Genomic DNA, 12,406 nt, shown 5'->3' on the forward strand with positions numbered 1-12,406 from the left:
TTCTCCAATTGCGTTAAATTACTTCTTGAGCTTTGGCTTGATCTGAGTATCGATTTGTTTCTGAAGATCGTCCTGCAAAGCTGTGAGCGTTTCCTTCACATCTGCGCCCTGCGCAATCTTGTCTAGCGCAGCACCAATCTTCATACCGCCGCCGCTCACATAGGCGCGTGCGGCATCTTGAGCCTTGGTGTGAGGAAGCTGCTTAATAGCAGTTTCGAAATTCGGGTGCTGTGCGATGTAGGCTTTCGTCTTTTCATCGCTCAATGCTGAGGTACGTACCGGCATATAACCAGTTGCTTGGCTGAACTTGATAGTGTTTTCCGTATTCGTTAGGAAAGCGAGGAACTTTGCAGCAGCTTCTTGATTCTTAGACTTAGCTGGAATTGCGATTCCAGCTCCACCTGTGGATACACCCGATTTGCCTTCTGGAGCAGGCAAGAATGCGGTTCCAACAGTGAACTTGCCGTCCTTTTCAACGCCGCGCAGTGAGCCTGTGGACTGAAGCATGGCTGCTGCTTGACCGGTTGAGAATGGAACAACCGAATCCTTGGCAGCTTGGAAGAAACCGTTCTTGAACTGAGACTGGAGGAACGACGCAGCTTTCACACCGGCGTCGTCTGCAACGGTGACCTCGAGATCCTTAGAGTAGGCGCCGTCCATCGACCAAATCATGCCCTGGAAGTACCAATCCATGTAGTTTGCGCCGTCTGGAATCGAAAGAGGAATCACACCAAGTGCCTTGAGCTTCGGTGCGTAGTTGTCATTCCACTCCTGCCAGGTTGCAGGGCCTTTATCTGGTAGACCAGCTTTCTTGAATAGGTCCTTGTTGAAGTAGAAAAGCGGTGTTGAGCGAGCATAAGGCACTGCGAAATGAGCATCGTTGATCGTGTACTCATTGTAGAGGCTTTCTACGTAATCGTCTGCCTTGGCATCAGCTTTCTTAAGGAGGTCATCAATTTTGGCAAAATTGCCGTTCAACGCAAAATTGTACCAGTTCACATCCGACGCGACCACGAGATCAGGAACCTGACCGCCCGAGAGTGCCGCGTTGAATTTCTGTGCAACTTCTTCGTAATTCTTGCCAGCATCGGTGAGCTTGATTTTGATCTTAGGATTCTTCGCTTCGAAAGCCTTGATCATTTCTTCTTCGATGGGCTTGGAATTGCCTGGGTGATTGGACCAGAAGTCAAGGGTGACTTCCTTATCTGGGTCGTTTTGTGCATTATCTTTGCTTGAACCCGTTCCAGAACAAGCGGAAAGTGTCAAAGAGAGGGAAATTGCCGACGCGATGACGGCGATTTTCTTCAGTTTCATTTATTCTCCTTTTAATGACCCGGATCAGCCTTTGACTGCCCCGGAAGTTAGACCTTTGATCAGATTCTTTTGAAGGATCAAAAAGACGATCAAAACCGGAATGACTGCCAGCACGGTACCTGCCATGACTGGTCCCCAATTCGTAATTCCTTCATTGTTCTGTAAGAACGTCAGGCCGATTTGGATAGGTGCAGTGCGTTCGTCTTCGGACATTAAGAATGGCCACAAGTATTCGTTCCAATCATTCACGATTGTGATCAGCGCAAATGCGGATAATGTCGGCCAAGACATCGGAAGTACTACTCGCCAGAGCAGTTTGAATGGGCCAGCTCCGTCCATACGAGCAGCTTCAATGACTTCTTTCGGAAGCGAAAGAAAATGATTACGCATCAAAAACGTGCCAAAAGCCGTTCCAGCCAGCGGCAAGATTATTCCCAAAAATGTGTTGCGCAATTCGAGTTGAGAAATCAGCGCATAGTTTGAGATCAAAGTGATCTGGTTGGGGACCATCAATGCTGAAATGACCACGAGGAAGAGTAAATTTCGGCCAGGGAAACGCAAGAGAGCCAGAGCATATGCTGAAAATACGCCAAGCAAGATTTTCAAGGCAGAAAGAACGGTAGTCAATATGATGGAATTTCGCAGATACTGCCATAAAGGAATATCGGTTGTGACGGTCTTATAATTTTCGGTAGTGAAAGGATTCGGAAAATATGTAGCAGGAGCTGTGTAAATATCGCCCTGAGTTTTCACACTCGCCAGAACTATCCAGTAAATTGGAATCATAATGGCAAAAACCACGACAACCATCACTACATATCCAAGAATGGTGAATGTGCGAGATTGGCCAACAAAATTCACTGATTCATCTGCGTGCTTGCTCGGTGTATTTTTGCGACTTAGATTGAACGCGCGCATCACTACTTATTACCTTTCTCCATGATTCGCACCTGGAGCAATGTGACTGCCAGCAGAATAACGAAAAGGATGGTTGCCACCGTCGCGCCATAGCCAGCGCGAGTATTGACGAACGTTTCTTGATAGATCTGGTAGACGATCGTCGTCGTTCCGTTTCCTTGTGGACCACCGCGAGTCATAACGTTGATGAGGTCAAAAACTTGCATCGAATTCAAAAGCACAGTGATTGACAAGAAGAATGACGTGGGTCTGAGTTGCGGAAGTAGCACTTTGAACAGGCGACGTGTGGTGCTGGCACCATCAATTTCTGCTGCTTCGTCAAGATCACGACGGCGCGCCTGCAAGGCGGCGAGGTAGATCACGAATGTGTATCCGAGATTTTTCCAAATATACGTAGCCGTGACCATAAATAACGCCCATCCTGGCACTTGATAAAAATCGGGACTGCTGATGCCGAAGCGTCGTAGCAAGTCCGAAATCAAACCAACACTGGGATCGAAAACAAATTGAAACGCGATACCAATCGCAGCTCCCGAAATGATATATGGTGCAAAAACGACTGATCGCACAGCGTTACGCCCCAATAGCTTCTGATCGAGAATAAGCGCGAGAAAAAGTCCTAGGAGCATCGAGCCAATTACAGTGCATGCAGTGAAGATAAGCGTATTGCTCAGAACTTTCACAGTAGAATCTGCTGTGAACCACTCAATATAGTTATTCCAGCCAACAAAAGTGGCTTCTGGTGCTGAAATATTCCAGTCCATGAATGACAAGCGAATATTGTCGACGAGCGGACGATAGGTAAACACCCCGAGAAATACCAGGTTTGGAATCAAAAAGAGCAGCGCAAGCGCAATTTCTTTTTTGTCATAGCGTTTGAGACTTTTCAGTAACGCAGGCCGTCGGTGCAACTTTGGCTTTTCACTAGATTCAATTGAAACTGCAGATTGTGCTTGCTCTGAATTTGTGCTGGATACTGGTATCGGAGCAGGCGTCTGCTGGGAGATCGTCGTCGGCATAAGCCAATGATGATATGAAAAATTAAACATATAGTTGCGTAGTGGTAACGGCATGGTTATTGTTGCGCAATATTTTGGTGAACATGGTCATTATTCGTTGAACCTCGCTCGGTACTGGGTAAATGTGCCTTGCTGGGTACTGGATGAAGATTGACGAAGTAACCACAATAGATACATGTAAAACCGGCCTGAAACGCACGAAGCAAATAAATCTGCCCGCGTCCGGTGATGATATTGGTCATTTTCGGCCAAGCCTGTGGGACATATTTGCCATGAGGCGGTACTGTGGAATTAGTATCCATAATTAGTTTTTTCAAAATCTGAATAGGCGCGCTGCGCTCACTACGAACCGCGAGGAATATATGTCCGAACACAATACACATAATGACAAGTCCACTGGTCGCGAACGACCTTCCTCCGGTTGGCAGTCCGCATCAGAACGCCGCAATCAAGGGCGTAACAATCGATTCGATGATCGTCGTGGCGGGCGCGATACCCGCGGTAATGATCGTTGGAATGATGATCGTGGTGGGCGTCGTTGGGAAGATCGGGATTCGCGTCCGCGTCGCGACGACGATCGCCGTGGCGGTTTCCGTAATGACCGTAATGAGCGTGGTTTTGGTGATGATCGCCGTGGTAGTGATCGTTGGAATGATGATCGGGGTGGGCGTCGTTGGGAAGATCGGGATTCGCGTCCGCGTCGCGACGACGATCGCCGTGGCGGTTTCCGTAATGACCGTAACGAGCGTGGTTTTGGTGATGATCGCCGTCGTGATAGCCGCGATAACCGTGGCGGTTTCCGCGACGAGCGTCGTCATGACCGCCGTGACGACCGCGGCTTCCGTAACGATCGCGGTTTCGGTGGTGACCGTCGTCGTAATGATCGTTTCGAGTCCCGTGGTAGTGATCGTTGGAATGATGATCGTGGTGGGCGTCGTTGGGAAGATCGGGATTCGCGTCCGCGTCGCGACGACGATCGCCGTGGCGGTTTCCGTAATGACCGTAATGAGCGTGGTTTTGGTGATGATCGCCGTCGTGATAGCCGCGATAACCGTGGCGGTTTCCGCGACGAGCGTCGTCATGACCGCCGTGACGACCGCGGCTTCCGTAACGATCGCGGTTTCGGTGGTGACCGTCGTCGTGACGATGACCGCAGGCAAGATCGTAACAAGCGCTTTGATGACCGTGAAAAATCACGAGATAACAACTACGAAGTGTCAGAGCGCACTCAGCTGCATCGCTTGCAGTACGATATTCCGGAATCGATTACAGCCGAGTCTTTGGACGCTTCAACGCGTCAGCACTTGCGCAACCTGAATAAAGAAAATAGTGAAGTTGTGGCACGTCACCTTGCATATGCAGGGGAAATGATGGACATCGACCCAGAAGTTGCCTATCAACATGCCAAAGCGGCATTCTCACGAGCTGCTCGAATCGATGTGGTGCGCGAAGCGTTGGGACTGACCGCATACGTTACCGAGCGCTACGCGGAGGCGCTTTCTGAGTTGCGCACCTACCGTCGAATGAGCGATGACTTTTCGCATGTAGCGATTGAAGCAGATGCTGAGCGAGGCCTTGGACGATCTGAAAAAGCACTGCGTTTTATCGAGGGTATCCCGTTGGCTCGTCTAGATGCAGATGCAAAAATTGAACTAGCTATCGTTGCTTCCGGTGCAAAAGCGGATATGGGCGATAGCGAAGCTGGACTTGCAGTTTTGAACAAGATTATCGTGAAAAATCTACAAAGCGAGCTTGGCGCTCGAGTTGAGCTGGTAAAAGCAGAGCGGCTTGAGGAGCTGGGTAGAATTGAGGAAGCTCAGGAGATTCGCGCTCAGTGGGCCCCGATCTTTGAGGGAAATACGCAAGACGTCGCTATGGTTTTCGATCTCAACGATGTGCTCGATGACGCCATCATTGAACCAGAATTGGACGACATCGACGACTTTGATGCGGATATGAATGCAGATGCTGATGAGCAGTTCGATGAAGAAGCTGACGAAGAATTTGAGGAAAGTTTCGATGAGCTTTTCGATTCGCAAGATTCGGATGAATCGCGCGACTCGGACAATGCCGACGCCGACCGTGACGATCTTGACGAGCTCGATGATTTCGACGACGTCGACTTCGATGACCTTGATCTAGACGATGACGATGATGAACTCGATGCTCATGATGATCAAGCGATAGACTCTGCGCTCAATGAGGATGAGAATCCAAACAACAAGTGAAAATTGGCTATGCACGATAACTCTCAACAGCGGTTAGTAAACGATTTTGACTGTCTCATGTTGGATTTGGACGGGGTGTGCTATTTAGGTGCACAGCCGGTTCCACACGCGATTGAAACACTCAATTGTTTGCAAGCTGATGAAAAGCAGTTGATCTACATCACGAATAATTCCTCGCGCGTGCCTGATTCAGTTGCTCATCAGTTGAATTCACTTGGACTGCCTACGTCACCTGATCAGGTGCTAACGTCTGCACAAGCTACCGCACGCCGAGTGCGCAAGCAGTTTGCGGCGTCGTCGGATGTGTTGGCGCTTGGCGGCGAGGGTGTGTTTACTGCCTTGCGTGACGAAGGCCTGAACGTGGTTGAATCTGCCGACGACGATCCGGTCGCCGTCGTGCAAGGCTGGGCGAGCACTATTGGCTGGAAACAACTCTCAGAAGCTGTGCTGGCGATCAAAAAAGGTGCTTTACATTTTGCTACCAATCTTGATGCAACTTTGCCCACCGAACGCGGTGAAACGATAGGAAATGGCTCGTTTGTGGCAGCGGTGTGCAATGCCACGGGTATGCCTGCTGTGAGTTCAGGAAAGCCAGAACCTTTTATTTACCAGGCTGCTCAAGAGATGTGTAATGCTGGCAAACCCTTAGCGATTGGCGATCGACTCGATACCGATATTAAGGGAGCAAATACGAGTTCCATTGCGTCAATGCACGTATTGACGGGGGTTGCTGATGCACGAGACGTCATGTATGCGAAACCGGCAGAGCGCCCACGATACTTGGCCGTCGATTTGCGAGATTTGCTTAAACCGTATCCTGAGGTGGAAGTCGGCGCAGGAGTTACTCACGACGGCGGTGCAGCTACTTGCGCAGAAACCACCGTTTCCGTCTCCGGAAATACGATTGTCATCGCAGGCGTTGAGTACGCTGATATTACAGCCGACACGGAAATTGCTATTTCATCGCAGGCTTATCGCGCGTTAGCGCACTTGCTGTGGGCGATGGCTGATAGCGCTGAAAATGGGCAACAGTTGGTGACTTTGCCAAAGTTTTATGTTGAAAGTTGAGCTAGGCCCAGAATCGGGCTAGATGTCCACAGAACTAGGTGGCGTCAAGTTTATCCACAAGTTTGTGGACGCTCGAGAATTCAGATATTCATAAGCTAATATCATGATATGGGGATTGGACGTATGAGGATCGATAAGAAAGGAAGCTCGTGAATCAAGATCAAAAACCGAGCACGCCTACGCCACGGATCGACCCTCAAATAATTCTCGATGGCCTAGATGAGTTGGACGTGAATGCACAAATAGAAGCACTTGAGAAAGTCCACCAGGAATTGACCATGCAATTGAATCGGGCTCAAGCATAATGGCTAAGTTGATCCGGATTGATGCTGAATTGGTGCGCAGAGGTTTGGCAAAATCTCGCGCTGAAGCAACCCAACTTATCCAAGCAGGAAATGTGTGGGTTGACGGTGCTGAAGTGACTAAACCTGCACGTCAGATTGACCCCGCGCAGGCCGTCGTCGTCAAAGCTATCGATCCCGATAACTACGCCTCAAGGGGTGCATACAAGCTGCTTGGGGCACTGGAATATTTAGGTGATCGAGCGCCTCGTATCGCGGGTAGGCGGGTGCTCGATGCAGGGGCTTCAACAGGTGGTTTTACTGATGTATTATTGCGGCGCGGTGCCCAAAGCGTCGTCGCTGTTGACGTGGGCTACGGGCAATTGCTGTGGAGATTGCGGGAAGATAAGCGTGTTGAGGTGCTTGAACGTACAAATGTGCGCACACTCGAACCCGAGTTGGTCGCTCCTGCACCTACGCTGGTAGTTAGTGACTTGTCGTTTATCTCTTTAACTTTGGTGATTCCCGCTTTAGTTCGAGTTAGCTCTGATGACGCCGAGTTCCTGCTCATGGTGAAACCTCAGTTTGAAGTTGGCAAAGAGCGCCTCGGTGCTGGGGGAGTTGTGCGTGATCCACAACTTCATATTGAATCGGTTATGAGCGTTGCTCAAGCTGCGATTGATGCATCGTTGCAGATTATTGATGTGGCACCATCTCCATTGCCTGGTCCAGCTGGGAATGTTGAATACTTCCTTTATATGAGCAAGACCAAAGGTACTGTTGAGATGGAAGCGATCAACGAGATGATCACAGTTGCTGTTGAACGCGGTCCGGTGGGTCAAGAGAAGGGCAAAACACTGTGACAAGGCAGGTAGCATTAGTCAAACACGCTTCGCGCGCCGATATTCTCGAGTCGGTCGATGCTTTCGAAACTGAAATGAATGCTGCGGGTTTCGAGGTTATCGATATCGATTCAGGTGCAGATTTTTCGCATGCTGAGCTCGTAGTGGTGTTTGGCGGCGATGGTACGATCTTACGGGCAGTTGAGGAAACGCGTGCTTTCGATATCCCAGTTATTGGCATTAACTACGGACATGTAGGCTTTTTGGCAGAAGCTGAACCAAATTCGCTCTCAGACCTCGTGCAGGCAATCAGCGCGCGCCGCTGGACGGTTGATCAGCGTATGACTATTGACGTAACTGTGCGACGGCCAGATGGCAGCCAAGAGCGTAGCTGGGCATTGAACGAGACGTCTATTGAAAAAGATGCCCGCTCACGGATGATTGAAACCGATCTTGCTGTTGATGGCAGAGGCGTATCTTCCTTTAAGGCTGACGCAGTGCTGATGTCTACTCCAACTGGTTCCACTGCATATAATTTCTCCGCAGGCGGACCGATTGTTTGGCCCAATGTTGAGGCGATTTTGTTAGTGCCTATCGCTGCACACGCTCTGTTCACCCGGCCCATGGTTGTTGGGCCGGCATCTGAGCTCGATGTGCAAATCCGTTCGGACGACGCCTTGGTGTGGTGCGATGGGCGCAGGTGCATTGAAGCTCCGGCAGGAACTGTGATTAGCGTGCGTAGGGGTGAGAAATCAGTGCGCCTGGCTCGAATTCACGACACTCCTTTCTCCGGTCGATTAGTTGCAAAATTTGATCTGCCAGTTCAAGGCTGGCGAAACCGACGGGAAGATCTCCCATGATTGAAGAACTCAATATTCACGACCTCGGTGTGATCCAAGAGGCTCATCTTTTTCTTGGTTCGGGTATGACGGCAATAACTGGTGAAACCGGTGCTGGAAAAACTATGGCATTGACGTCCTTAGACCTGCTTATGGGCGGGAAAGCTGATGCGAATAAAGTGCGTCTTGGCGCGGAACGCGCTGTGGTTGAGGGTGTGTTTCGGGTTGCTGAGAATTCGCCTGCAATCGCGATTGTGGAAGAAGCGGGTGGGCGCGTAGAAAACGACGACGCCGGCGTCGCTATTATCGTTTCGCGTCACGTTTTGAGTAAAGGGCGGTCGCGCGCATTCCTCGGCGGTGCTTCAGTGCCGGTGAGCGTACTACAAGATGTGGCGCAGCATTTAGTGACCGTACATGGTCAGTCCGATCAACTGCATCTAGTTTCTCCCACACAGCACCGCATTGCTCTTGACGCTTATGCGGGTATCACCAATTCGGAAATCGAAAAGGCATATGTGGCTCAGTGGGATAGATATAATCAGCTGCTTAAAGAGGTAGCTCATGCAAAGGAACGCGCTGAATCGGCTGGTACTGAGCGCTTAGCGCTCGAAGCATTGATTCAACGTATCGATGCCACCGAACCAGAAATCGGTGAAGATGAAGCACTTAAAAATGAATCACTTCGCCTAGAGAACGTCGAGAGTCTCAGACGCGCTATTGCACAGTCACTATGGGCACTTTCAGGCGATGATTCGCAACAAGGTGCATTGGATCTTATCGACTCTTCCGCTCATTTGTTGGAAAAATCTGATGATTCTGAACTGAAAAACTTGGCGCAAGAACTTTTACACGCTTCGCAGATTGCTTCTGAAGTGGTTAATCAACTAGGAATGATCGCAGAGTCGGTCGATGCTGATCCACAGCGGCTCAATGAAATCCATGAGCGGCGTGCTCAGCTGCGCGCAATCCAACGAGAATTGTCTATGGATATTCCAACTTTGTTGGCTCGGCGAGATGAGGCGCGCGCTCAGTTGGTTGCATTGGAGGATCCGCAGGCGCATATCGAACAACTTGAGCGTCAATGTGAAGAAGCATCAGCTGAACTGATGGATTTGGGTGCAAAAATTTCTGCTCGGCGCGCCGAGGCTGCCAAGAATTTATCTGCAATGGTCACTTCGGAACTTCATAATTTGGCTATGAAGGACGCGATTTTTAGCGTCGATATTGTGCATTTGGATAAAGCGTCTAAAGAGGGTCTTGAGACGATAGAGTTTCTCCTCACACCTCATAAAGGCGCAAAACCAGGAAAACTAGCTGCCACTGCATCCGGTGGAGAGCTTTCGCGTGTGATGCTCGCGTTGGAAGTGACGCTTTCCCAAGGGGTTAGTGACGCAGATCATACGTTCATTTTTGATGAAGTTGATGCTGGTATCGGTGGTAAGACGGCGCTGTCGATCGGGGAAAGATTGGCGAAATTGAGCCAAAAATCCCAAGTGTTGGTAGTTACTCATTTGGCGCAGGTTGCCGCCTATGCCGCTGCCCACGTGGTTGTTGATAAACAAACTGAACAGAGTTCCACTATTACTCAAGTGCGTGTGATGGACGCAGAAGAACGTGAACGAGAATTGGCAAGAATGCTCTCTGGGCATGAAGATTCTGAGGCGGCACGCACACACGCAGCTGAGCTACTTCGCGCCTCAACTATGGCAACATAAAACTGTGGTATTTAATAAACGTCGGAAATTAGTCGCTGAGGGGCAGTCGGGCATCGTACAAGCGGTGGCCCGCGTAGATTCGCGTACCAAAAATTTAACTAAGAGATTACAGCACGGTGAAATTGCAATCATTGACCATGAGGATATTGATCGTGTTTCGGCGGAAGCTCTGGTTGAATGTAAGCCGTTAGCAGTGCTCAACGCTGCCAAATCGACGTCTGGCCGCTATCCGAACCTTGGCCCGGGAATCTTGCTCGATGCAGGTATACCGTTGATCGACGACCTCGGATCGTCCGTTATGGACATCCATGAGGGTGAATACGTGCGGATTGACGACAACGGCGCCGTCTACTGCGATGGAAAATTGATCAGTGAGGGAGTTGTACAAACTCACGAGACGAATGCCGAAAATCTCACGCAGGCACGACAGGGAATGACTGTACAGCTCAAGGCATTTGCTACCAATACCATGGAATACGTTGAGAAAGAGCAAGATCTCATTCTTGATGGCGTTGGAGTTCCTAATATTTCAACACACTTTGAAGGCAAGCATGCGCTCATCGTTGTGCGCGGCTACCGGTACAAAGAAGATCTTGACGCATTGAGCCACTATATCCGTGAATATAAGCCAATCATTATTGGTGTGGATGGTGGCGCTGACGCCGTGTTAGACGCCGGTTATGGGCTCGATATGATTGTTGGCGACATGGATTCGGTATCGGATCGCGCCTTGAAATCTGGAGCAGAAATCGTCGTCCACGCATACCGAGATGGACGAGCGCCAGGGCAAAAGCGAGTGGAAGATCTTGGCGTTGAACACGTAGTATTCCCTGCCACTGGAACTTCGGAAGATATCGCGATGTTGCTCGCTGATGCCAAAGGTGCAGAACTCATTGTTGCTCTGGGAACGCACTCCACGCTCATTGAATTTTTAGATAAAGGCCGGCGGGGAATGGCATCGACATTTTTAACCCGCCTGCAAATCGGTTCGAAGCTCATCGACGCAAAAGGTGTTTCGCAACTGTACCGAACTCGGATTTCGAACTGGCAGATTGTGTTTCTTTTGCTTGCCGGAATGGCGGCAATCACTGCTGCTATGTTTGCAACTTCGGCTGGGCAAATCACCTTGGGTTTGGCCTCTGTTTGGTGGTCTGATTTCGTGCATTGGATAAAGAGTTTCTTTTAGGTAGGAAAAATGGTTGATTTTCGATATCACTTAGTCTCGCTGGTGGCTGTGTTCTTAGCGCTATCGGTTGGAATTATTTTGGGCGCAGGTCCGTTGCAGAATTCAATCGGTGAAGCGTTGTCTGGCGAAGTTAGCTCTTTGCGCGACACCAATATGAAACTCAAAGCCGATAATGAAGCGCTCAAAAAGGCAAAAGAGCACCAAGAGGTCGCTTTGCTCGACGCGTCTAACTTGATTATCGGTGGCACACTCTCTGGATCAAATGTGGCAGTGGTAGTGCTACCGGGAACGCCCAAAGAAGTTGTAGACAGCGTTTCAGAGATGATTGGCGAATCGGGAGCGAAGGTTTCAGGAGTCGTGTCCATCAACAAAGTGTGGACTGAGGCAAAGCAAACCTCGTTCAGATCCGCTTTCGCTGAGCAGATCAAGAGCTACGTCAAAGATGCTGAGGGCACGACCGATATCAACACGATTTTGGCACTTGCGCTCAATCAGATCTTGCGTAATGGCTCGGCTCACGAGTCGAATAAGACTCTGTTCGATTTGATGAGCGCAAGTGAGCAACCAATGATCACTGTGGCATCCGGCGTCGACAAACCTGCCCAGGCAATCGTGGTTTTGGCGCCAAACAGCGAAACAACCGATTCGAAATCTAAAAAAACCGATGCAGAGTCGGAAGCCCAAGCAGATTACGACGTTAAGACCTTTGCCTCTCTTGCTGGAATCTTGAGTGGTAAAACTCCAACTGTGGTTGCCGGATCGGCAAATGCGAAAAACGACATAGTCGTGGTTGTCCGCACTGCTGGAACTGATGTTTCAACTGTTGATTCTGTTGATTCAGCAACGGGTCTTATCAATATTCCACTGGCTATCGCAGCGGAGTTGAGCAATAAGACCGTTCAATACGGCTTTGGGGAAACTGCTTCGAAAGTACTAGGTGATCGAATCGTTGTTCCGGCTCCACAGCCAGCAGCAACGCCTGCTTCCTAGTCTTGA

General features: G+C 49.8%; 11 protein-coding genes. 8 read left to right on the forward strand and 3 right to left on the reverse strand.

Features of this window, described 5'->3' with window-relative positions:
• Nucleotides 1-18 precede the first annotated feature (18 nt).
• From JOD55_RS05800 to JOD55_RS05810, 3 genes are read right to left on the reverse strand one after another with little or no spacing between them, the layout of a single operon-like run.
• Entirely contained in the window at nucleotides 19-1,314 is a 1,296-nt protein-coding gene (locus JOD55_RS05800) for an ABC transporter substrate-binding protein (protein WP_204399109.1), read from the reverse strand.
• A gap of 24 nt (nucleotides 1,315-1,338) precedes the next feature.
• On the reverse strand, nucleotides 1,339-2,232 hold the full coding sequence (locus JOD55_RS05805) for a carbohydrate ABC transporter permease (protein WP_204399110.1): 894 nt from the start codon (nucleotides 2,230-2,232) through the stop codon (nucleotides 1,339-1,341).
• Nucleotides 2,233-2,234: 2 nt separating this feature from the next.
• Nucleotides 2,235-3,281, reverse strand: coding sequence for a carbohydrate ABC transporter permease (locus JOD55_RS05810; protein ID WP_239538972.1), 1,047 nt, complete (start codon nucleotides 3,279-3,281; stop codon nucleotides 2,235-2,237).
• Nucleotides 3,282-3,613: 332 nt separating this feature from the next.
• On the opposite strand from JOD55_RS05810, the gene JOD55_RS05815 reads away from it, so the two are divergent.
• The 8 genes from JOD55_RS05815 (at nucleotide 3,614) to JOD55_RS05850 (ending at nucleotide 12,400) form a co-directional block, all read left to right on the forward strand.
• On the forward strand, nucleotides 3,614-5,479 hold the full coding sequence (locus JOD55_RS05815; protein ID WP_204399111.1) for a tetratricopeptide repeat protein: 1,866 nt from the start codon (nucleotides 3,614-3,616) through the stop codon (nucleotides 5,477-5,479).
• 57 nt (nucleotides 5,480-5,536) lie between these two features.
• On the forward strand, nucleotides 5,537-6,547 hold the full coding sequence (locus tag JOD55_RS05820) for an HAD-IIA family hydrolase (RefSeq protein ID WP_204399112.1): 1,011 nt from the start codon (nucleotides 5,537-5,539) through the stop codon (nucleotides 6,545-6,547).
• Nucleotides 6,548-6,696: 149 nt separating this feature from the next.
• A complete protein-coding gene (locus tag JOD55_RS05825) occupies nucleotides 6,697-6,852 on the forward strand; it encodes a hypothetical protein (RefSeq protein ID WP_204399113.1) in 156 nt (51 codons plus the stop codon).
• Entirely contained in the window at nucleotides 6,852-7,691 is an 840-nt protein-coding gene (locus JOD55_RS05830; RefSeq protein ID WP_204399114.1) for a TlyA family RNA methyltransferase, read from the forward strand. The genes JOD55_RS05825 and JOD55_RS05830 overlap by 1 nt, the downstream gene beginning before the upstream one ends.
• Nucleotides 7,688-8,530: an NAD kinase gene (locus JOD55_RS05835; protein ID WP_338022208.1), complete on the forward strand. Its 843-nt coding sequence runs from the start codon at nucleotides 7,688-7,690 to the stop codon at nucleotides 8,528-8,530. Before JOD55_RS05830 ends, JOD55_RS05835 begins: the two co-directional genes overlap by 4 nt.
• Nucleotides 8,527-10,224, forward strand: coding sequence for a DNA repair protein RecN (gene recN, locus JOD55_RS05840; RefSeq protein ID WP_204399115.1), 1,698 nt, complete (start codon nucleotides 8,527-8,529; stop codon nucleotides 10,222-10,224). Before JOD55_RS05835 ends, recN begins: the two co-directional genes overlap by 4 nt.
• A gap of 4 nt (nucleotides 10,225-10,228) precedes the next feature.
• Nucleotides 10,229-11,410 (forward strand): putative cytokinetic ring protein SteA, encoded by a 1,182-nt coding sequence (gene steA, locus JOD55_RS05845; RefSeq protein ID WP_338022209.1) that lies wholly within the window; start codon nucleotides 10,229-10,231, stop codon nucleotides 11,408-11,410.
• A gap of 9 nt (nucleotides 11,411-11,419) precedes the next feature.
• A complete protein-coding gene (locus tag JOD55_RS05850; protein WP_204399117.1) occupies nucleotides 11,420-12,400 on the forward strand; it encodes a copper transporter in 981 nt (326 codons plus the stop codon).
• Nucleotides 12,401-12,406 lie beyond the last annotated feature (6 nt).

The sequence above is a fragment of the Arcanobacterium pluranimalium genome (genome assembly GCF_016907845.1).
GTDB classification, from domain to species: Bacteria; Actinomycetota; Actinomycetes; order Actinomycetales; family Actinomycetaceae; genus Arcanobacterium_A; species Arcanobacterium_A pluranimalium.

Coding starts and splice junctions, on each gene's coding strand:
- JOD55_RS05800 (WP_204399109.1), bottom strand. CDS start 1,314: ATGAAACTGAAGAAAATCGCCGTCATCGCGTCGGCAATTTCCCTCTCT.
- JOD55_RS05805 (WP_204399110.1), bottom strand. CDS start 2,232: ATGCGCGCGTTCAATCTAAGTCGCAAAAATACACCGAGCAAGCACGCA.
- JOD55_RS05810 (WP_239538972.1), bottom strand. CDS start 3,281: ATGTTTAATTTTTCATATCATCATTGGCTTATGCCGACGACGATCTCC.
- JOD55_RS05815 (WP_204399111.1), top strand. CDS start 3,614: ATGTCCGAACACAATACACATAATGACAAGTCCACTGGTCGCGAACGA.
- JOD55_RS05820 (WP_204399112.1), top strand. CDS start 5,537: ATGTTGGATTTGGACGGGGTGTGCTATTTAGGTGCACAGCCGGTTCCA.
- JOD55_RS05830 (WP_204399114.1), top strand. CDS start 6,852: ATGGCTAAGTTGATCCGGATTGATGCTGAATTGGTGCGCAGAGGTTTG.
- recN (WP_204399115.1), top strand. CDS start 8,527: ATGATTGAAGAACTCAATATTCACGACCTCGGTGTGATCCAAGAGGCT.
- JOD55_RS05850 (WP_204399117.1), top strand. CDS start 11,420: ATGGTTGATTTTCGATATCACTTAGTCTCGCTGGTGGCTGTGTTCTTA.